Origin of the sequence: Nostoc sp. (assembly GCF_036919575.1) — a bacterium.
In the GTDB taxonomy this organism is placed as follows: domain Bacteria; phylum Cyanobacteriota; class Cyanobacteriia; order Cyanobacteriales; family Nostocaceae; genus Nostoc.
Genome location: NZ_JBALBY010000016.1, coordinates 41,261 through 62,311, shown reverse-complemented (window position 1 = coordinate 62,311; position 21,051 = coordinate 41,261). Strand labels below are relative to the sequence as shown.

The window sequence follows — 21,051 nt, the reverse complement described above, 5'->3', positions numbered from 1 at the left end:
GATGTTTGAAAAGTCCTCATCTTGGTAGCAAATACTTTGAGATCCCCCTAAATCCCCCTTAAAAAGGGGGACTTTAAGAAGTTTTCCCCCCTTTTTAAGGGGGGCTAGGGGGGATCTAGAAGTGCCTAAAATCACAGCCAACCACTTTTCAAACAACCTCTAACACAATTAACAATTAACAATTCAAAATTCAAAATTCAAAGTGCATAATCTGATTGTCATCCTCACTTTTTAGCGAATTTTAGATTTTAAAATCTAAAATCTAAAATCTGTCTTGAAAAGTTTGCTCAACGGGGGGAACCCCCGCACGCAACTTTTCGCAAAATCCAAAATTGTGTGACCAAATCCGCCTCCTCCAGGAGTTTCTATCACAAAAACATCCCCATATCTCATCTCTACTGTTGCTGTGCTGTCTAAATTCTCTTCAATTCCATTCTCACGTTGTATCCAGTTGCGTCCGACAATTCCGGCTTCCCCACCATTTAATCCAAAGGGAGGGACAACCCGATGACTAGAGAGAATATTAGCTGTCATCGGTTCTAGAAAACGGATGCGGCGGATAACTCCATTACCACCAGAATATTTCCCTTTACCACCGCTATCGGGACGAAGACTAAAGCTTTCTAAAAGTACCGGATAACGGGTTTCTAAAACTTCTGGATCGGTCAAGCGGGAGTTAGTCATGTGAGAATGAACACCATCAGTTCCATCAAAATCAATTCCTGCTCCAGAGCCGCCACAGATAGTTTCATAATATTGATATTGCTCATTACCAAAAGTAAAATTATTCATCGTTCCTTGAGAAGCAGCCATCACACCCAAAGCGCCATATAAAGCATCAACAATGGTTTGAGAAGTTTCGACATTACCCGCTACTACTGCTGCTGGATAAATTGGATTCAGCATACAGCCGACAGGTATAATAATTTCTAGAGGATTAAGACACCCGGCATTCAGAGGAATATGATCATCAACCAAAGTCCGAAAGACATATAAGACTGCTGCTTGAGTTACCGCTTTCGGAGCATTAAAATTACTATTTAGTTGCCCAGATGTGCCAGTAAAATCAATGGTAGCACTACGACTTTCTTGGTGAATTGTCACTTTAACTTTAATTATTGCCCCATTATCCATTTCATAAACAAATGAGCCATCTTTGAGAAGATTGATAACCTTTTTCACTGACTCTTCAGCATTAGCTTGCACAAATTTCATATAATCTTGGACAGTCTCAAGCCCGTATTGTGAAGTCATTTTACGGAGTTCTTGAACTCCCCGTTCATTTGCGGCAATTTGTGCTTTTAAATCAGCGATATTTTGCTCAGGGTTACGCGCAGGATAAGTATGATTTGAGAGGTGCTGTCTGACTGCAATTTCTCGAAAATTTCCCTCTTCAACTAAGAGAAAATTATCAAAAATAATTCCTTCTTCTTCTACTGTGGTACTGTGGGGAGGCATTGAACCAGGAGTAATTCCACCGATATCGGCTTGATGTCCACGAGAAGCGACGTAGAAAATCGGAGTAGGCGGTGTAGTATTTTCCTCACTTTTCAGAAATACAGGGGTAATTGCAGTGACATCAGGAAGGTGGGTTCCGCCATTATAGGGGTTATTAGATAAATAGACATTTCCTGGTTTTAGAGTGTCACCTTGATCGTTAATTAAGCTGCTGACACTTTCACTCATTGAGCCTAAATGTACAGGAATGTGGGGAGCATTAGCGACTAATAATCCCGATGAGTCAAAAATAGCACAGGAGAAATCTAGCCTCTCTTTGATATTCACTGATGTGGCCGTGTTTTGTAACACAATTCCCATTTGTTCGGCGATAAATTGATAGAGATTTTTGAATATTTCCAAGCGGACGGGATCAGGTTGAGTTGTTGTGTACATTTTTGATTTCTGTTTGTTTAGGGACTTCCAAGAAGTAAATTATTTAAGGAAACGAACCACAGAGACGCAGAGAACACAGAGAGAAGAGAAATAGAGAGGATTTTTGCGTCAGTTTTGGGATATTTTTTTATTTGGATGTCACATAGTGTAAGAGGTTGTTTGAAAAGTTTTTCGCTGTGACTTTAGGCACTTTTAGATCCCCCCTAACCCCCCTTAAAAAAGGGGGAACCGGAATCAAAGTCTCCCAATTTATCGGGAGATTTAGAGGGAGCTAAAACTTTTGATACCGATAACAGGACTTTTCAAACATCCTCTAAGTTGGCTTCGATTTCCGCAGGAAGTTAAGCATAGCTGAAACCACAGCATCCGGTGACTCAATTAAGAAGCCATGACCACCACAGTCGAGGACTAAAAGTTCAGCGTTGGGAATGCCTTGAGCAAGTTGTTGAGAAAACTTTAGCGGGGTGAGAATGTCTTGTTTGCCAACTAGAACTAGGGTAGGACAATGAATTTGTTGAAGGCGATCTGTTGTGTCAAAGTCAAGCATGGCTCGGCTGTGATGATAGAGTGAATGAGTCGCAGGCAAGAAAGGATATTTGATTGCAAATTCGATCAGACCTTCGATCATTCCAGGAATCGAGTAGAACGTATCTGTAAATATCCACGGTAATACGACTTTTTCATAAAGTTTCAGGTCTACATTAGCGCAGAGGTCGCCCCAAGTCTCAATAATGCTGTTGAATAATGCATCACCCTTTGCTAACGATGAAAGTAGCATCAGACTTTGTACCTTTTGAGGATGTGCTAACACTAGTTCTTGGGCTATCTGACCACCCATTGAATGACCTGCTAGATGCACTTTATCGATCGCAATATGATCAAGCAATGCTGCAACGTCACTAGCCATCTGTTTGAGACTATAGGGACTTTCGGGAGCAGAACTTCGCCCCATACCTCGGTTGTCCAAGCGAATAACTTGATAGTGCGAAGTCAGCGATCGCATAATCAGCGACCAATAGGCATGATCGCAAAGGAAGCCAGCTATTAATAACAATGGCTCACCGCTTCCTTTAATATCGTAGAACAAATCAATTCCGTTAATCTCAACCTTGGGCATAGTCAATAAGAAATAAGAATTAAGGTTAAAAGGGCGGTTAGAAACCGCACGCCAGTTGCAACAAGAGTGGCTCGCCGCCCAACGCACTGGCTTGTCTACACGAGGCTTTACCCACCTTTCCTGCGGAACGCCAAGGGCGAACGTGGGTTAAGAATCCTTGATTTTGTATTAGTCCACGGAGGTGGACTTTGTTTGTGTAGCCGCGAATTCTATTCGCCCTGGCTTAAGTTGACACGGATGAGCAATGCTGTGCCCCTACCCGCGTGGTCTATTTACCTGAAAATAGCTGTAATGAAGTTTTTCTCATTCCCATGCAAAGCATTGTCAGCCAATACAATGGCATTGTCAGCCGATGCAATGGCATTGTCAACCGATGCAATGGCATTATCAGCCGATGCAATGGCATTATCAGCCGATGCAATAGCATTGTCAGGCGATGCAATGGCATTGTCAGCCCATGCAATGGCATTATCAGCCCATGCAATGGCGAAGAATAAGTTGCACATCGAGTCAGATTCATCGCAACTACTCAAGCCGGATAGAAAAACTACATCTGACTAGATATGACTATCTTTTAAGTAAAGTTTTTTAATTACGAATTACGAATTATTTATACTCCTGCAAAGCCCCTAACTTCCGAATTCCGGGCCAAATCATCGCCGTAGCAATCACTACTACAATTGTGCCAATTCCACCACCTACAACCGAAATCACTGGGCCAAACAAGGCAGCTGTCAAGCCTGACTCAAAGCCCCCTAATTCATTTGAGGCACTAATAAACACGCTATTAATAGCAGCAACCCGACCACGCAAATGATCCGGTGTTCTAATTTGAACTAATGTATGGCGAATCACAACGCTAATACTATCTAGTGCGCCACCCAGGATCAGCATCAACATAGATAGCCAAAAGGAACGAGAAAGTCCAAAGATAATTGTGACAACCCCAAAGCCAACCACTGACCACAATAAGGCTGGGCCTGCTTTGCGTAACGGTGGTAAATACACCAGGGTAATACCCATGCTCAAAGCACCGATGGAGTGTGCTGCCTGTAAATATCCCAACTCCACTGGCCCCACATGTAAAATATCTTTGGCAAAAATCGGAAGGAGCGCGATCGCACCACCCAACAAGACAGCAAACATATCCAATGTAATTGCTGCTAAAATTAACTGATTCTGCCAAACAAATTTAGCACCAGCTGACAGGGCTTTGAGTGAGATTGGCTCTGTTGTGCGAATACCTTTTTTCTCTTTGATCGCCAGCGTTAAAATAAAACACAGCAACGCCGCGATCGCAGCTAGCACATAAACTCCTGTAGCACTTCCCAGTAGTGCAATTCCAAATCCTCCAAAGGCTGGGCCGATAACTGCGGCTAATTGAAAGCTACCACTATTCCAGGTTGCTGCATTCGTAAAAGCACTGACAGGTATCAACTGCCACATGAAGGCATCACTGGCAGGTCTGAGGAAAGCCCTAGCAACACCTGTTAATACCAAGCAGGCGTAAATTAGAAAAACTGCACCTTTAGTATAGGAAAGTACACCCAAAGCTAGGGAGCAGAGAGCTAGCAACATTACCGACAGTAAAATGATCAGTTTGCGATCGCGGCGATCGGCCACATGTCCGACAATCAAGGTGAGAGCAATCATCGGCAAGACTTGCGCCAGCCCCACGCCACCTAAAGCGATCGCTGAATCAGTCCGCTCATAGAGTTCCCAGCCGATGGCTACAGTTTGCATTTGCGATCCCACAAACAGCACCAGCCGTCCAATGGTAAATAGTCGATAGTCTCGAAACTTCAGGGCTGCAAAGGGATCGTGCTGTGCAACCTCAGAGTTATGGGGATTTGAGTTCTGTTTGCTCGAAGACATTTTTTAGTAGAGTTAAGCCTTCTTCAATGTTGGAAATTTGCTCTTCTGTAAGACCTTTCAGCAGATCGGTAATATGAGCGCGAGTTTGATCTTGGGATTGCTTGAGATGGTGTCTTCCCTCTTCAGTGAGATTGAGCAGCACCCGCCGCCGCTCTTGAGGATGATCGCAGCGTTTCACGAAATCGCGTTGGACTAAGCGTTCTATGGTTGCTGATGCCGTGGCAGAGGTGACACCTAAATGCTCTGCTAGCTCAGATAATGAAGCTCCAGGATTGCGGTTGATAAATGCTAGCGATCGCAACTGAGGTATAGATAAAAAAGCAGCGCTATGGGCACGCATATCCGCTCGGATAAACCGCATCACTAATGGAACTGTGTCCATTACCCTAGCGGCACATTCTTCGGAAGTTGCACCTTTAGTAGGTTTATCCAAGGTCATGGGCTTGTTGTTCTCCTGATTACATTTCCATCCGTGGATAAAGTTTTCCAGCGATGATGGTTAAGATAATTAACCTTAATAAGAGAATTGTACAATCCAGACCAAAGCGATAGATGCTAGTACAACACGGCGTAAGGGACTTCCAAATAAAAAAATACTCGAAAAACTGACGAAAAAACTCTCTCCTCCTCATTCCTCTGTGTCGCGCCAGTTGCTTCAAGTCGGGGAACCCGCCCAACGCACTGGCTTCTCTGTGTCTCTGTGGTTCGTTTATTTGGGTAATTTATTTCTTGGAAGTCCCTAAATAAACTACCGATTCCAAATCAATCAACCGCTTACGCTGTATACCTGTTTGAATTTTGAATTTTGAATTTTGAATTCCGCCTTGCGGATCACATTGCTACCCGTGGATAAAGTCGTCCACCGATGATCGTCAAGACTGTTACTGCTAATGAGAGAATTGCTAAATCCCAACCAAAGCCATAGACGCTGATTCCATCCGCTAGCATGGCGCTGCGTAAGGCGTCAACCTGATAAGTTAAGGGATTTAAGTGGGAAATAATCTTTAACCAGCCGGGCATCATTGAGATGGGATAAATAGCATTGCTGGCAAAAAATAACGGCATGGTTAACATTTGTCCAATTCCGGTCATCCGCTCTCTGGTTTTTGCCAAGCAGCCAATGATTAATGAAAAAAGACAAAAGCAAGCCGCCCCCAGCATCACTACCAATAGCACTTGCAGAAATGCTAGAGGATGGAGATTTAATTTTACACCTAAGAAAAAAGCCAATACATAAATTACTGCTACTTGGGATAAGCACCGGACTCCACATGCTAGAGCTTTGCCTAAGACCATTGCTACACGGGGTGTAGGACTAGCAAGAAATTTATGTACAATCCCTAAATCTCGTTCCCAAATTAGTGTCATTCCACCAGTGAAAATGGCCACATTCAACACGCTTTGAGCGAGAATGCCAGCAGCCATAAAGTCTAAATATGGTAAGTTCCCTGTATGAATTTCGTGAAGTTTGGAGAACACTTGCCCAAAAATCAGTAACCATAATGACGGTTGCACCGATCTAACTACTAAATCAGTGGGATCGTGGCGGAGTTTACGCACTTCCAATTCTGCGATCGCCAGAGTTTTCGTAACTACCTCTTTAATTGCAGAGATAATATTTCCTCGGTGAGTAGCTGGGCTTTTAACCCAACCGTTGAGCAGTACGTCTGGTTCTTGCTGTGTCACGGTAGTTGACTCCTGATGTTAACTGGTCGCCTGTATAGTGAATAAAGACATCATCCAAAGTTGCGTTTGGTTTATCTAATGAAGCTTTTAAGTCGCTTGGTGCGCCTGTAATTACGACTTCACCTTGCTGCATAATCGCCACGCGGTTACATAAGCTATCTGCTTCTTCTAAAAAGTGGGTTGTTAAAAATATAGTTGTGCCGTAATCAGCACAGAGTTGTTCCACAAGCTGCCATACTTGAGTTCGAGCGATGGGATCTAGTCCGACAGTCGGCTCATCAAGAAACAAAATTTGGGGTTGATGTAGCACTGATACGCCGATTTCCAGCTTGCGGATCATCCCACCAGAGTAGTTTCGTACCAAGCGCTTCGCCGCATCTTGCAAACCCATGTATTCTAAAATTTCATAGATGCGGCGATCGCGTCCTTTGGCAGGTATTCCATACAGCTTGGCAAAAATTAAAAGATTTTCGTAACCCGTGAGGCTACCATCAGCAGAGAGCGCCTGGGGTACATAGCCAATAGCCCGTCTCACAGGATTAGATTCACGAGTCACATCATAGCCAGCTAAGGTTGCTGTTCCTGCACTGGGAGGCAGTAAAGTTGTCAACATCTTAATAACTGTACTTTTCCCTGCCCCATTCGGTCCAAGCAGCCCAAATACTTCACCCTGTTCCACAGATATGCTCAGGTTATTAACAGCCGTTAACTTCCCAAAACGGCGTGTGAGTCCCTGAGTTTCCAAAATCAGCCCTCTTGCTTCGCTAGGAGGTTCTGACCGATTTATTTTTCCCGTCAGTATAGTCACAAGTTTGATGCACTCACAATAATTAGGTAAGCTAACTATTAGTTTCTCAACATATTGGTTGGAAGTCAATAGACTTTTGGCATAAATCATTAACAACGAGGTGAATTTATGTCTCAAAATCCAATTGCCCAGTTAATTCACGATCGCATTGGGAATTATAAAGATAGGGATACAAAATCACAATAGTTTTGACGTATCCTTTTTATAGTATAAATGTACTGTTAGCTTGAGTTATACAGCCATGCAACCTCTTCAGCCAGTTAGCGGATCAGATTTGCAAAGATTTTTGTCAGCGCCAGAGCAGTTATTGCAAGAGTCAGTAGCATTGCAATTAGCGATCGCTAGTTTCCACCAGACACCGCGTAGTCTTTTAGAAATTCTAGTTAATAGTGCTGATGCACAGGTAGCAGAAGCGGCAAGTTTACACGTAAATTTTGCCGGAGAAATAACAGACGGGTGGCAGCAAGCAGTTGATGAAATCCTGCAACAGCGTCAGCTAGGGCAAAACGACCGATTGGCGGTAGAACTGCTCAGAATCGGGTCTGTACCTCCTTGCTTTTTCAGCGAATGGGTTCCAGCCGAGCCACTAATTCAAGGATTGCGAAATCCCCAAATGCCGTTGCGTTATCGGTTGCAATTATTACAACGACTGTCACAGGAACCAAGCCTAGAACCAAGGTTACAGGTGGCAGAGTCGCCAGAAACGCCGTCAGCAGTGTTAGAGCAGTTGGCGGGTGATTTAGAATTACCAGTACGGTTGGCGGTGAAATTTAATCCCAGTTGTCCACCACCATTAATTGAACTGGTGGAAGGACAGTATGCCGTTGCATCTGACTGGAATACCGATGGTGAACAATTAGCGATGCTGGGGCTGAGTCGTTGGCCGTGGATTCGGTTGGCTGTGGCGCAAAATCCCTCAGCGACAGCAGAGACGCTGATGCAGTTGGCTGGGGATGCGGTGTACAAAATTCAGTTAGCGGTAGCGAAGAATCCAGAAACACCCGCAGATGTGTTGGCTGTGTTAGCAGAACATCAAGATAAAACGATACAAGCAGCCGTGGCAGAACATAGGAATGCAACGGAAGAAATATTGCATCAATTATTTCCAACTCAACAGCAACTTTTGGAAAGAAGGAAAAATTTACCAACTAGTATTTTAGAGCGATTTTTTAACGAAGTAGCGACAGAGAAACCGCTTTGGAAAAATTACAAATGGCGGTATCTGTTTCTGGATCAGCCAAATACACCAACCTGGATTTTAGCTGAGTTAGCGAATGTTGATTTGGATGCATTGAAGAACCAAACTAATTTTTCACTGATATTCCAAACTTTAGAAGAAGGCATGACCGTGCAAAAATGGCTTCAAGATGAGACAAGATTTTTAGCTGATATTGCCAAACATCCCCAAGCTTCAGTGGAAATTTTACAACATTTGACACAATATCCTAATCCGTATGTACAACTAGCCCTTGCTCGGAATTCTCAAACTCCTGAAGAACTCAAATTAAGTTTATTAGCAGAGTTAGCTGTTAATGCTGACGAGAGGATTCAAGTCCAAGTCGCGGAAAATCCTCATACACCTGTGCATATTTTGCAAACGATCGCGCAAAATGAGTTTTATCAAACAAAAGTCTTACGAGAAATTCGGCGAGTTTTAGCATCAGAATATGCAGCAAATGCTTTCCCATTCAAATCTCATGCTGACGATGTTATGTATCATTTACAGCATGAGATTTTATATCCAGCAGGTATATCTGTTGATGTTGAAAGCTGGATGGAAATTATTGAGAGTCATAATTTGCTCGAAGTAATGGAAAGCAACTTAACATCTTTGGACACGAGTTGCCAACTGACTGCATTGATGATTCAATTAATGCCTCAATGGGCTGAAGTGCTTCCCAATATAACTGATAAATCACTGGAACGAGTTGTCAGAGACCTAAAAGATATTTTGGAAGAGATTAACAGTTCTGTAAAATATACCCTACGGTCAGTCGGAGTAGCACTTGTTGGCAATCCTAACACTCCAGTGACTTTGCGAGAACACTTAAAAAATAAACTTATCAGACCATCAATCCCGCTTGATTATCAATATAGTGATCGTGATGTACTTTTAGCGCTAGCTTATAATCTACAGGTTCCTGAAGTCGAACGGATGGAATATTTACAACAGCTTCTCGATCATGTTGGCAAAGAAATTGCTATGGATTCTCGCACACCTCTTTCAGTGTTAGAACAATTACTTGAACAAGGACAACAAAAAGCGATCGCCAAAAATCCTGCTACGCCTGAATATCTTCTCAGGCGAATTGCAAATCAGCCACAACCGCATGATTCGATCTGGAGGGTTATTGCTGAAAACCCAAATGCTCCTGCTGATTTACTGCTTCGATTTGTCCATCATCCCCATGAGAGACAAACTGAGAGTAATGTCACAATGTTTGATATAGTTATTGCTAATCCCAACTTACCTATTTTAGAACGTTATCGGTTGTTACTTGGTAAAGAAGAAGCTCAAGAAGTTGCCAACACTCACCAATTAATGGCACAGCGTTACGATAGTCCTTATGCTTTAGCACAGGTTCTGCAAAACGGAGATCAAAAAGCTAAATTGACCGCAGCAGGTAGCAATAAAACTCCGATTCAAGTCTTGGAACAACTGACCAAAGATGCAGATGAAACCGTGCGTCAAGTTGTTTTACAAAATGCCAATTTACCACTCCAAAATTTGCTAGAACTGGCGCGAGATAAAAGCTTTAACGTGCGTTCACTGCTTCTCTACAAATCATCTTATAACAAAACACCAACGCCTATTCAACTATTAGAAATATTGGCGCAAGATGAATCTGAGGAAGTCAGAGCCAAAGTTGCAGAACATCCCGATTCACCTGTTGAACTTTTGACGCGGTTAGCCAATGATACTAGCCGTGAAGTCAAATCAAGACTAACTGCTAACCCCAATACTCCAGTCACAATACTCACTCGCTTAGGCTTAGAAGAAAATCTCGTAAATCAACGTAATCCTAATACACCAGGAATTGTACTTGCTCAGGCGGTTAAAAGCATGAGTAGCAAAAATCTTGCTGATTTTATTAAACATCCTGTCAAAGGTTCACAAATGCCTGCTGAAACTTTGTCACAGTTAGCAAGTCACACCGATAGTTCAGTGCGTTATCGAGTCGCATCTCACCCTAATACACCAGCCACCGTTTTAAGACAGTTAGCTAGAGATTCTTATGTAGCTACCGTGCGTGCTGTCGCCAGTAATGCTAATACATTTCCTGAAACTTTGGAAGTGCTAGCTAGCCATCCAGATTTTACAACTCGTTTGGAAGTTGTTCGCAATCCCAACACACCGCCTCGCGCACTTGCTCAAATTGTTCTGAGTACCCAAAATTCAGGAAATACGCCAAATCAAACAGTGGATATGCTCAAAAGTGCATTTCCGGGCGATCATAATAATGTACTGCGTTCAATAGCTGGTAATCCTCGCACACCTATAGAAGCATTGGAGATTTTAGCAAGAAGAGAATTTATCGGTGCAACACCCGATCCTCGCTCGATTATTCCACCTACAACTGATGATAGTATAGTGCGATCGCTTGCGTACAACCCCAGTTTAACACCGCAATTGCTGGGCATTCTTGTCCAAGACCCTTGTGTAGAAGTGCGGGTTTATTTAGTCCGCCATCCCAATTTGACAGAGGCGTTGTGGTTGCGGTTAGCGGAAGATGCGGTAATATCCGTGCGTGAAGCTGTTGCTGCTACAATCAACGCACCTGTAAGTGTTTTGGAATTACTGGCGCGAGATGAACAAGTAGAGGTGCGAATCAAAGTAGCGACTAACCCCAATACACCAATTACTGTCTTACAAATTCTCGCAGGTGACGAAAACTCCAGTGTACGCACTGCTGCGGCTAGCAATTCTAACCTACCTGCAACAATACTGACACAATTGGCAAATGATCAAAAAGTCGAAGTCCGCCGCGCAGTTGCTCAAAATCCCAACACCCCTGCACCCATCCGCGAAACCCTCCGCGATTTGGTTGTACAACCCACCACCCGCCAAACTAGTCCTACCTTGCGCGGACTCAACCGCCTCTACAACCCCAGCACTGATGATTTAGTCAGCATACTTGCAGAATACGCAAGTTCAGAAAATGCCTTTGTGCGGTTAGTAACACTCCTCCACCCGCTAACTCCCCATGAAGTGCTGACTCAAGGGGCGCAGTCTGCATCCTGGCTAGAACGCTACGCCGTTGCTGATAATTCTGGGACTCCTAGCGTTTTACGTCAGCAACTTGCTGAAGATAGCAACCGGATTGTCCGCGCAGCCGCTAGAGTTAATACTAATTCGTAATTCGTAATTCGTAATTCGTAATTCGTAATTAATATCCGTCAGATTTAGTCTGACTTTTCACGTTATGTGGAAAAGCCACGAAAAACCTAACCCCCTAACCCCCTTCCCTACTAGCGTTGGGGGAAAATTCAAAGTCTCTCTCCTTTTAGGAGAGAGAAATAGAAGTGAGGTTTTCCAGATACCGTGAAAAGTCAGAGATTTAGTGGGGGTTTTAGAGTTTGAATTTGTTGCTGGATTTTAGAGAATTGGTATAACTTGTGAATAATTGAGGATGTTGCAGATGGCATACAGTGATTTCACACTTGCCAAAGTTCGAGAAACGTTTCAACTTGTAAGTGATGAAAAGCGCAATCTATTCAAAGATGTGTCGCCTATTCAACCTTCCGCTAGCTTAACAACGCTCTTAGAAGAATATACTCAACTAGCAACTGCCATCAACACGGAAAAAGCTCGTTCAGAATTACTAATTATGCCAGTTCTTACCGAAGTTAGACGACAGTTAAGTTATCAAATATCACTGTTTTCTGGAACAGATTTTGATGTAGATAGTAGTAAAGTATTGAATGGATTTTGTGATTTCATTCTCTGTGATTCTGAAGAACAGTTTTACATTAAAGCGCCTGTGCTTACAATTGTTGAGGCGAAAAATGAAAATATCAAAGGTGGTTTAGGACAATGTATTGCCACTATGATAGCTGCCCAATTATTCAATCAAAATACTCAACAAGAAGTTAAGACAATCTATGGAGTTGTGACTAGTGGAACCAACTGGCGGTTTTTAATGTTGGAAGGACTAACAGCATACATTGATATAGTTGAATACTACATCAATGATGTTGATAAGATTCTTGGTATTCTATTGCAACCATTTAAATCTGCTTTACTACAAGCATCCTTATGATAATAATCGCAAATTTATCAATCACATAACTGTAATTAAATTGCACCTAATATATTATGCACACTGAAACAGAACGCATTTTTGGAACTCTACAAGTTCTTGTTGATCCTTACTTAACTGTTCGTTTACCAGGTCATGAAGACGGCGGTACTATTGTTCCATTTGTTTGGGACGTATCTGAACAAGGAGAATTTAATATTATCAATCTCTGTCTGGCTAATGGTTGGCTACAGCTTACAGATGTAGATATTATAATTAAAAGTTGGCAAGAATTGGAATATCTGGAATTTTTTCCCAAAATCAATTTAAGCTTGCTAGAGAAAAATATTAGGAACAATAAATTAGCAGCTTTATTTCAGTTTTTGCAGACCAATTTACAAGAATTAGAATCATTTAGATTCAAGAAAGTTTATTATCCTACATCGTCTTTTGTAATTGGGAGAACAGAAGAAGGTAATTGGATTTGTATTTGTCCAACTGTTTATACAGAAACAGGAATTCCGCAAGAGCTAATTTCTCGTTCTTCTCTATCTCGATCAACCTCTAGTCAATTATACGGTCAAAACACACTAAATTTCATTTCACAAATTGAAGCAATTACCTCAGAAATAGGCACAATTTCCTTAGAAGGTGATTTTGGTGGTGGTTATTACTATAGCTATGATCATCAAATTGTTTATGGTGTTGGTGTATCTAAAGAACTAGCATTTGAACAGGCTTTTCAAAAGGCTAGACTTCTAGAACTAAAACAATTTCATAGCTTTTATACTGATAAAAACTACTTAAGCGACTACTATGAGGAAGATTATGAAGAAATTTATGCAAAATATGAGCAAGTTAATAAATTTTTTAACCAGAGATTTCCTGAAGTAATTATGTATAGATTCAGTTTTTTTACTCAGGAGCATATATACATAATAGGTCAAAGTCACCCTGGAGATTGGGTTGGACTATATCTAAAAAGTGAATTTGTTTACAATCCCTAGATTCAGGGCTATTTCTTTCTCATCTAGCCCGCCTCAGAATGAATTCTGAGTCTAATAGCGAAAGTCGTCTAAAGACGACTAATAAAAGGTTATAGTCCGTTTTAACGGACTTTAGTTATTAGCCCGGAACTTTATTTCTGGGCGGTTTATGTCTAGAGCGAAATAGCCCTAGATAACTTAAAATAGTTTGCTTAAGTATCAACCGTAAAATTAATTAGAGCTAAATTTATGCATTTAGAAACAGAAAAAATCTTAGGTACTCTTGAAGTATTGACGGAAAAACCCCTTGAGTTTCGTCTGCACAGTAATCAATATTCTTCTTTAGTACCTTTCGTTTGGGATGTAAAGGAAAAAGGCAACTTTAGCTTACTCAATCTTGGACGCGATCAAAGATGGATAACTCTAACAGATATTGATGTCGCCGTAAAAAGTTGGCACGCATTAGAACGTCGCGGTTATCTAAACCCAGATGATGATCCGAGTGATTATGAAGATGAAGATATTATCAATCCTGAATTAGCTGATGAAAGGGCAAATATATATCAGGAATTAGCTGATGCTATCCAAGAAAAACTCCATAATATAGAAGTGTTTAAATTCAGTAAAACTGTTTACTATTCTTTTTATGTTGTGTTAGGTCAAAACCAAGAGAATAATTGGTTTTGTTTTTCTCAAACTGTTGCGAGAGAAACAAGATTAGAAGGCGAAATAAAATACTCTGATTTACCTGATTTAACAATGCAGCCATCTTTCGATAGCAGTACTGCTAAATTGAAAGATAAATTTCAGCAAATTATCAATCAATTACAACCGATTAGTATTTATGGTTATTATGGTGGTGGCTATGATTATAGATTCAATCATTGTTTAGTTCAAGGAATAGCCGACTCTAAAGAAAAAGCATTGTTAGTAGCTCTACATCAAGCAGGAATGCTAGATATTGCTAAATTTCATGAGTTTGACCCAGAAGCTTTATCTTGGATATGGGACGAGGCTGAAATTGCTGAGTTTTATCCCAGATACCAAAAAATAAATAAGTTTTTAACACAAAATCTTTCCGATTTAAGAATGATCAGATGTAGCTTTTGGAATCGTGAATATATATATGTCGTTGGTCAAACCAATGCTGGAGATATAACTGGAATTTATATAGAAAGTGATTTTGATTACAATCCCTAATTTTACATACAACATCTCAAGAAGATAAATTATGCACTCTGAAACAGAACGCATTTTTGCAACTCTACAAGTTCTTATTGGCTCAAATTCGTTTGTTTGGGAAACTACAACCCAAGGTGAATTTAACCTCTGGAATTTAATGATTTCCGAAGGGTTTGTTCATCTAACCAACATAGAACTTGCTTTTAAACATTGGCAAAATATTGAAGAATGGAGAACTCCTACTAATCAACAAGAATTTTGTGAATACGCCCCGCCACGTTCAGAACGCGAGGACAACACTTGGAACGAAAGTATTGCTAATGAACGCCTTGGCTACTATCAACAACTCCAGCAGTTAGTTGAAAATCATCTGCAAAATATCCAAGCATATAATTTATCTGTTCCCAAAGCAGCACATCAAAGCTTTGAGTGGGAACATCCATATTTTTCTGTGTCGATTGTGGTTGGTGAAACTAGCGATCGCAACTGGTTTTGCCTTGCCCCCACCATCCCCGATCAAGTAAGCTATAATCACCGCGATCGCAATCAACCCACAACACAAATTGTCTACGAAGAATCACCAAGCGAAGCACCTCAAACTCTGATAACTGAAGTTCAAATTCTGCTTAATAATCTCACCCCAATTACCAACTACGGCTACTACCACGGCGGATACAACTATACCTATCAACATCAAATTGTCGGTGCGATCGCCAAAAGCAAAACGACTGCCATTGAACTTGCACTGCAAGCAGCAACTATGGTTTTTTTGGAGAAACGAACAGTTGAATATACTGATGGTCGCTACAATAGCCGTAAACTCAGCCAGTTTATGAACCAGTGCTTGCATAACCGCACTGACTACAGTATCAGCTTTTGGGATGTTGGCTACACCTACGAAGTCGGACAAACCCCAGCAGGAGATTTGCTAGGGGTGCGATCGCAAAGCGAATTTGAATACAATCCTTAGAAAGAGTAGCAAAAACCCAAATGTCTAAAAAGTCCGATTCGCAGTTCCAAAAGTTTAAAAGTAGGTAAGCGACTATTCATTTTATCGAACAGAATTCAGGAGTCAGGAGTCAGAATTCAGAATGAATTCTGGGCGACTGGCGGATAAATAATCGGCGTTTTTGCACCCCCACCAAATTTTCAATTTCCTGGTGCAACAATTCAGTCGCGGGTCTGAATCCCCGAATGATTGATTCTGGATTCTAAATTCTGAATTCTGAATTCTGGATTCTGCATTCTTCTTCAATTAAACCTTTGTTCCATGTGCATAGATAAAATAGTTATCTGTCACCTTCACGTCAGTCTGAAAACCTGTTTTATTTAGCTGATCTTGAAGTTCATCAGGCTGATAAAAAATTTTGACAATCTGAAATTCTTGACCATCATTTAACTTCCGGCTTTTATATATGTTTCCGTCATCTTTAAGAATATGATTGTTAGCCGTAGATGTCGGTTCAAAGCGAGAGTCAATGATAAATACTTGTCCACCAACGCGAACAGATTGATAGACTTTCGTCAAAAATGAATCGAGTAATTTTGGCGGCACATGAGACAGCCAAAAGGCAAAAAACACTAAATCATATTCAGTGTCAGGTTGCCATGTAAATAAATCGATTAGGTGATATTCAACACTCAGTGAATTTAACTTGGAGCGATTAATTGTAATCACTTCTTGGGAGGCATCGATCGCAGTAATTTTTTTACCGATAGTTAAAAGTTCCTGCGTCCAGATACCTGTTCCACAGGCTAACTCTAAAATATCATCCACCACGCCAATTTGGTGTAATGTATTTTTGATCACAGCTATTTCATAAAACCAGCGCTGGTTGTTTTCGGTACCGCGATCGTAGCGTCCTTTCCTATAGAACCACTGATCATATTCGTTGGCTCTAGCGCGATAGTAATCAATCTGTTGTTGAAGAATATTATCTGTCATGGTGTGCTTTCTGATCCGATTGAATTTAGATTTGACGTTGCTATAACTTTTAGGAAGAATTTTTTCTTCAGCGAATCAACTTGCATTTCAGCTTGAATTATGTGATATTTTTATGATTCCATAATAATACGGTAAATCAATAAACTTGCCGGAGTTGTACCGGAGGTTTGCTGAAGTCTGATAGTTATTTATCCCTGAAAGCAGAGTAAAGATGTTGACTAAGTTCTCTCCAAGTCGATTTTTGGGTATTGCGATCGCCTTTCTCCAAAGGTTCCAACAACGAAGAATCCGCACCTTTTCTATAATGTTTGCAGTGGGACTTAGCTTAACTTTGGCTCTCTCTGCTTGTTCTCCAAGCGCAAGCGACAACTCTGGCACACCGCAGACAACCCAAGCCCCCAGTCCAGCAGCTAGCGCTACTACAGTTCGCATAGGTTATCAGAAAGCATCAACTGTCCTCTATGCGCTGAAGGCGAGAGGGGAATTAGAGAAAGCTTTCGCAGCTTCAGGCTCTTCCGTAACTTGGTCAGAATTTCCTGCTGGACCCCCACTCCTAGAGGCATTGAATGCAGGTAGTATTGATTTTGGCTATACCGGAGAATCACCACCTATATTTGCTCAAGCTGGGGGTATTCCTTTAGTTTATGTTGCCTACGATCCTTGGAGTCCCAAGGCTGAAGCCATCCTGGTGCCCAAGGATTCACCTATTAAAAGTGTGGCTGAACTCAAGGGTAAAAAAGTTGCTTTTGCCAAGGGTTCTAATGCTAACTACCTATTGGTGAAAGCACTGGAAAAGGCAGGGGTACAGTACAGTGACATCCAACGAGTAACTCTGACTCCCGCCGATGCTCGTGCTGTCTTTGAGGGAAAAAAGGTTGATGCTTGGGCAATTTGGGACCCTTACTTAGCCGCAGCAGAAGCAGCAACAGGCGCACGTACTTTAGCAGACGCGACGGGATTAGCTCCCAATCGTGGTTATTATCTGGCTGCAAAATCTTTTGTTGATGCCAAGCCGGATGCCTTGAAAATAGTTCTCGATCAGGTGAAGAAAGTTAGTGACTGGGCAAAGAATAATCCTAGTGAAGTTGCTAAGTTTCTTTCCCCTGCTTTGGGTATAGATGCTCCGGTGTTGGAAATAGCAGAAAAGCGACGTGAATATGATGTACTTCCGCTCACAGATGAAGTGATTACTAAACAACAAGAGGTTGCAGATACCTTCTATAAAATTAAATTGATCCCGAAAGAAATCAAAGTTAAGGAAATCGTTTGGCAAGGCAAATTGAATAAATAACTGAATCGTAATATGAAAGAGTGGTACAAGGACGATCTCGCGTATATCCATGATGTCGGTTATAGTAATTACGCTCTCAAATCTGCTCCCGGCATTATAGAAATTCTGAATCGGAGCGGAATACGGGACGGGCTAGTGGTAGATTTAGGGTGTGGAAGTGGATTATCAGCGCAAGAACTCACGAAGGCTAATTATCGTGTTCTCGGAATTGATATCTCTCAGTCAATGATTGAAATCGCTCGCAAAAGAGTGCCAGATGCAGAGTTCCGAGTCGAATCATTTTTCAAAGCTGAGATTTCACCGTGTCATGCTGTGATATCGATCAGTGAATGCTTTAATTACTTGTTTGATCCAGATCCCGAACGTCAAACGTTGGTTGATCTGTTTGACCGCATATACAACGCTTTAGTTTCTGGAGGTGTCTTAATTTTCGACATTGCAGAGCCAGGACAGATTGCACCGGAAATCACAACTAAGGGATTCAATGAAGGAGACGATTGGATAGTACTCGTCGAAAAAAATGAGGATCAAAAGCAGGGGATACTCACCCGTCGAATTATTACCTTTCGTAAAGTGGGAGAACACTACAGACGGGATGATGAAGTACACCATCAGCAGTTATATGAAGCGACAGATATTGCAGAAAAACTTCGTCAAGTTGGTTTCCAAATTGAGATCGTGCGTAGTTATGGTCAGTACAATCTGCCAAAAGCTCATGCAGCATTCATTGCCCGTAAATCAGTATGAGACTACAACAAAATATGCGCGAGTAATGTATAATGAAATATTTATTATGGGATTTTGAGAATACACTAGGTTTATAAAAATGTAATTTTATCGAATCATATACCCGAACTTAACGATATTATAGAGAATTTAGGAATTAGAGATTACTTTACTGAAATATATACATCTGGAAAAATTGGTTATGAAAAACCAAACATCAAATTTTATGATTACGTTATCAACGATTTAAATCTTGAAAATAAAAAATGTATCATGATAGGCGATAGTTATGACGCTGATATAGCTGGAGCTTTACGCGCAGGAATCAAAGCAATCTTAGTAAGAAAACCAAACGAAAAGAATTACAGATTTTATTGTAAAAATATAAGAGGAATAATAGAAATAATAAAAAATATGTCAATTTAAACACATTTGCACCAGATGGCTTAAGGGAGTACCAAAAAAATCATCCAATCTTAATTTGTAGGATGCATTATGCCTCTACCTAACGCACCATAATAGATTAGATTTCGAGTAATATCTAAAAAAAATAAGTAGTTGAAAACGACACTAAGAATCGACTAAATTTTTTAAGATGACCAATCTCAGCGTTAACCTTAACAAAGTCGCTTTACTCAGGAATGCTCGAAATTTTGGGAGACCGAGTGTGATTGAAGCGGCTTCTACCTGCATTAAAGCTGGCGCACAGGGAATCACAGTTCACCCACGCCCAGACCAACGACATATCAAGCCGGAAGATGTCGATGCACTGGCGCAGATATTGACTGTTGAGTTCAACATAGAAGGTAATCCTTCACCTCAATTTTTAGAGATAGTCCGAAAAATCAAACCAACGCAGTGTACCTTAGTTCCCGATGCACCAGATGCTTTCACATCAGACCACGGATGGGATCTGGCTACAGATGGCTCTTGGCTCAGACCAATCATTCGAGAGTTAAAAGACCTCGGAGTTCGAGTCAGCTTGTTTATGGATACTGACTTAACTCAAATTAAACGTGCTAAAGAGATTGGAAGCGATCGCATTGAGCTATATACAGAACCTTATGCTACAGCTTTTCGTAATGGCAATGTAGAATCTGTATTCCAAGACTACCAAAAAGCAACACAAAAAGCTCAGGAAATTGGTTTAGGAGTGAACGCTGGGCATGATTTAAATCTGCAAAACTTAGAAAAGTTCTGTTCAATTTCTGGCATACTTGAAGTGTCTATTGGTCATGCGCTGATTGCCGATGCTTTGGAGGTGGGACTATCTACTGCTGTGCAAAAGTATTTAAAAATCCTATCTTTAAACTAGATTTAAAAACTTTTCACAAGAGGTGAATAGACAATGTATTTTACCGCCTGAATGTTCCGGCAAAGTATTCTATAGGACTTACGCAAAATATCTCTCAAACTCTGATTTCTCCATGCCCTCTGCGCCTCTGCGGTTCGTTATTCCGTAATTTGTGCGTAAGTCCTATTCTATTTAATCAAAAAATAAGTAACTATTTTATGGCTGCAACAAGTAACTTCCAAGATTCAGAAGTCAGACAGTTAAAGATGTATAAGTTTGCCCCGGCTTGCGAGAATGAGCAAATAGTATTTGGTGCTGCACGACCTGGATACAATAATAAGAAGCTTCAAGATTGGATAGAATTCATGAAGCGCCAAGATATCAAGCGAGTTTGCTGTCTTCTTCCAGAGCAACAGCTAGCTTCTTACTCTGATCTTCTGGGCACATACAAACAGGAATTTGGTAATCAACTAGTTTGTTGGGCACCAATTGCAGATTTCCATCTATGTAATTTAGAAACCCTCACACAGAAAATACTTCCTTTCTTAATAGAAGCAGATAAACAAAACGAGAAAGTCGTTGTACACTGCTCTGGTGGAATTGGACGTACTGGACATGTGTTAGCGGCATGGCTAGTTAGTGTCCGAAAATTATCAAATCAAGCTGCAATAAATGCTGTCAAGAGAACAGGTAGAAATCCTTATGAAGCTGCGATCGCTGCTGTCTTTAGAGGTATCAATCCCTTGAAAGTTGTAAAAGAACTTGACGTACTTCTGAATGATTGCCGTCAAGCAGTGCATCAAGTATAGGACTTACGCATTGACAGACATAACCAAATGTGCATCACCTCTCATTACAAGGCAGAGCCTTGTAATGCTCTTGTGGGAGGCTCTGCCTCCCAGTTTGACACGAGGCAGAGCCTCCGGCACGCGGACGCGAACGCTACTACACAAAGCTTAGTCCACCGACCTGGACTAATACAAAATCAAGTGTTTTTAACCTGCGTTC

18 protein-coding genes are annotated in these 21,051 nt (G+C 41.3%); 11 read left to right on the top strand and 7 right to left on the bottom strand.

Going from position 1 to position 21,051, the window contains the following annotated elements:
- Window positions 1–255: 255 nt before the first annotated feature.
- Both V7K27_RS05595 and V7K27_RS05590 read right to left on the bottom strand, forming a co-directional pair.
- The gene (locus V7K27_RS05595; RefSeq protein WP_334945105.1) at window positions 256–1,893 is read right to left on the bottom strand and encodes a hydantoinase B/oxoprolinase family protein; all 1,638 of its coding nucleotides are present in this window, start codon (window positions 1,891–1,893) and stop codon (window positions 256–258) included.
- Between the two features lie 313 nt (window positions 1,894–2,206).
- A complete protein-coding gene (locus V7K27_RS05590) occupies window positions 2,207–3,010 on the bottom strand; it encodes an alpha/beta fold hydrolase (protein ID WP_334945103.1) in 804 nt (267 codons plus the stop codon).
- Between the two features lie 66 nt (window positions 3,011–3,076).
- Here V7K27_RS05590 and V7K27_RS05585 point away from each other — a divergent pair, with 66 nt between their 5' ends.
- Window positions 3,077–3,571: a hypothetical protein gene (locus tag V7K27_RS05585; RefSeq protein ID WP_334945101.1), complete on the top strand. Its 495-nt coding sequence runs from the start codon at window positions 3,077–3,079 to the stop codon at window positions 3,569–3,571.
- Between the two features lie 45 nt (window positions 3,572–3,616).
- On the opposite strand, the gene V7K27_RS05580 is transcribed toward V7K27_RS05585, so the two are convergent.
- From V7K27_RS05580 to V7K27_RS05560, 4 genes are all read right to left on the bottom strand, one after another.
- Window positions 3,617–4,885: an MFS transporter gene (locus V7K27_RS05580; protein WP_334945099.1), complete on the bottom strand. Its 1,269-nt coding sequence runs from the start codon at window positions 4,883–4,885 to the stop codon at window positions 3,617–3,619.
- A complete protein-coding gene (locus V7K27_RS05575; protein ID WP_334945097.1) occupies window positions 4,851–5,324 on the bottom strand; it encodes a MarR family winged helix-turn-helix transcriptional regulator in 474 nt (157 codons plus the stop codon). Before V7K27_RS05575 ends, V7K27_RS05580 begins: the two co-directional genes overlap by 35 nt.
- A 392-nt stretch (window positions 5,325–5,716) precedes the next feature.
- The gene (locus V7K27_RS05565; protein WP_334945095.1) at window positions 5,717–6,571 is read right to left on the bottom strand and encodes an ABC transporter permease; all 855 of its coding nucleotides are present in this window, start codon (window positions 6,569–6,571) and stop codon (window positions 5,717–5,719) included.
- On the bottom strand, window positions 6,528–7,379 hold the full coding sequence (locus V7K27_RS05560) for an ABC transporter ATP-binding protein (RefSeq protein ID WP_334945157.1): 852 nt from the start codon (window positions 7,377–7,379) through the stop codon (window positions 6,528–6,530). The genes V7K27_RS05565 and V7K27_RS05560 overlap by 44 nt, the downstream gene beginning before the upstream one ends.
- Window positions 7,380–7,620: 241 nt before the next feature.
- Between V7K27_RS05560 and V7K27_RS05555 the strand changes: the two genes are divergently transcribed.
- From V7K27_RS05555 to V7K27_RS05535, 5 genes are all read left to right on the top strand, one after another.
- Window positions 7,621–11,739: a hypothetical protein gene (locus tag V7K27_RS05555; RefSeq protein WP_334945094.1), complete on the top strand. Its 4,119-nt coding sequence runs from the start codon at window positions 7,621–7,623 to the stop codon at window positions 11,737–11,739.
- 280 nt (window positions 11,740–12,019) lie between these two features.
- The gene (locus V7K27_RS05550; protein WP_334945092.1) at window positions 12,020–12,640 is read left to right on the top strand and encodes a hypothetical protein; all 621 of its coding nucleotides are present in this window, start codon (window positions 12,020–12,022) and stop codon (window positions 12,638–12,640) included.
- A gap of 56 nt (window positions 12,641–12,696) precedes the next feature.
- Window positions 12,697–13,626, top strand: coding sequence for a nuclease A inhibitor family protein (locus V7K27_RS05545; RefSeq protein ID WP_334945090.1), 930 nt, complete (start codon window positions 12,697–12,699; stop codon window positions 13,624–13,626).
- A 228-nt stretch (window positions 13,627–13,854) separates the two neighbouring features.
- The gene (locus tag V7K27_RS05540; protein WP_334945087.1) at window positions 13,855–14,805 is read left to right on the top strand and encodes a nuclease A inhibitor family protein; all 951 of its coding nucleotides are present in this window, start codon (window positions 13,855–13,857) and stop codon (window positions 14,803–14,805) included.
- Between the two features lie 31 nt (window positions 14,806–14,836).
- Window positions 14,837–15,757, top strand: a complete 921-nt coding sequence (locus tag V7K27_RS05535; RefSeq protein WP_334945086.1) for a hypothetical protein — start codon at window positions 14,837–14,839, stop codon at window positions 15,755–15,757.
- A gap of 285 nt (window positions 15,758–16,042) precedes the next feature.
- Here the strand turns inward: V7K27_RS05535 and V7K27_RS05530 are convergent, their stop codons facing one another.
- The gene (locus tag V7K27_RS05530) at window positions 16,043–16,732 is read right to left on the bottom strand and encodes a class I SAM-dependent methyltransferase (RefSeq protein WP_334945084.1); all 690 of its coding nucleotides are present in this window, start codon (window positions 16,730–16,732) and stop codon (window positions 16,043–16,045) included.
- A gap of 211 nt (window positions 16,733–16,943) precedes the next feature.
- Between V7K27_RS05530 and V7K27_RS05525 the strand changes: the two genes are divergently transcribed.
- From V7K27_RS05525 to V7K27_RS05505, 5 genes are all read left to right on the top strand, one after another.
- Window positions 16,944–18,023 (top strand): sulfonate ABC transporter substrate-binding protein, encoded by a 1,080-nt coding sequence (locus V7K27_RS05525; protein WP_334945082.1) that lies wholly within the window; start codon window positions 16,944–16,946, stop codon window positions 18,021–18,023.
- Between the two features lie 12 nt (window positions 18,024–18,035).
- Entirely contained in the window at window positions 18,036–18,770 is a 735-nt protein-coding gene (locus V7K27_RS05520) for a class I SAM-dependent methyltransferase (RefSeq protein WP_334945080.1), read from the top strand.
- An 84-nt stretch (window positions 18,771–18,854) separates the two neighbouring features.
- Entirely contained in the window at window positions 18,855–19,175 is a 321-nt protein-coding gene (locus V7K27_RS05515; protein WP_334945155.1) for an HAD family hydrolase, read from the top strand.
- A 169-nt stretch (window positions 19,176–19,344) separates the two neighbouring features.
- Entirely contained in the window at window positions 19,345–20,064 is a 720-nt protein-coding gene (locus V7K27_RS05510) for a pyridoxine 5'-phosphate synthase (protein WP_334945078.1), read from the top strand.
- A gap of 245 nt (window positions 20,065–20,309) precedes the next feature.
- A complete protein-coding gene (locus tag V7K27_RS05505) occupies window positions 20,310–20,852 on the top strand; it encodes a protein-tyrosine phosphatase family protein (protein ID WP_334945153.1) in 543 nt (180 codons plus the stop codon).
- The last annotated feature ends 199 nt before the right edge of the window (window positions 20,853–21,051 follow it).